The organism is Brevundimonas sp. (genome assembly GCF_031082345.1).
GTDB lineage: Bacteria > Pseudomonadota > Alphaproteobacteria > Caulobacterales > Caulobacteraceae > Brevundimonas.
Map to the genome: position 1 here is coordinate 1 of NZ_JAVHLH010000411.1, position 893 is coordinate 893.

Genomic DNA, 893 nt, shown 5'->3' on the forward strand with positions numbered 1-893 from the left:
CTCGCCTGCCGCCGGGCTGAACCAGCTGGACGCCGACACCGTCCTGTCGCCCGGCAGCATCCGCGCCGCCCGTCTGGCCGCCGGCGCCGTCATCGACGCCGTCCGCGCCATCGCGCGGGGCGAGACCACCCGCGCCTTCGCCGCCGTCCGCCCGCCCGGCCACCATGCCGAGCCGGACCGGGCCATGGGCTTCTGCCTGTTCTCCAACGTCGCCGTCGCCGCCCGCGTGGCCCAGGCCGAGGGCCTCGCCCGCGTCGCCGTGATCGATTTCGACGTCCACCACGGCAACGGCACCCAGGCCGCCTTCGAGGCCGACGACAGCCTGTTCCTCGGCTCGATCCACCAGGCGCCGCTCTATCCCGGCACCGGCGCCGCCTCCGAGACCGGCGTCGGCAACATCGTCAACGCCCCGGTCCCGCCCCACGCCGCCCGCGAGGCCTGGCGCGCGACCTTCTCCGGCGGGCTGATGCCGGCCCTCGAATCGTTCCGTCCCGACCTGGTCCTGATCTCGGCCGGCTTCGACGCCCACCGCCGTGATCCGCTGGCCCACCAGAGCCTCGAGGCCGAGGATTTCGCCTGGGCCACCCGCGCCGTGCTCGAGGTCGCGCGATCGTGCTGTGCGGGCAAGGTTGTTTCCTCGCTCGAGGGCGGTTACGACCTAGAAGGGCTCGGTCGTTCGGCGGCCGCCCATGTCCAGGCTTTGGGGGAGGACTAGGGGGCCGGATCGCAATTGCCTTTCCGCCCGTCGCTCATGTCAGCTCCCGCCCGAGAACCCACCGCAGACCCGCTCGCGCCCGCGCCCGTTCCGCGCCCGGCGGCGCTCGTCTCCGTCCGGCCCGGGGCCATCATCCTGGCCCGGCACGGCGAGCCGGCCCTGTCGCGCAAATGTTTCC

Annotated in this window: 1 protein-coding gene; it reads left to right on the forward strand. The window is 74.0% G+C overall.

Annotated elements, in window-relative coordinates; genetic code table 11:
- On the forward strand, nucleotides 1-715 hold a 715-nt coding region (locus tag RDU12_RS15840), incomplete at its 5' end, for a histone deacetylase family protein (RefSeq protein ID WP_308685642.1).
- Between the last annotated feature and the right edge of the window lie 178 nt (nucleotides 716-893).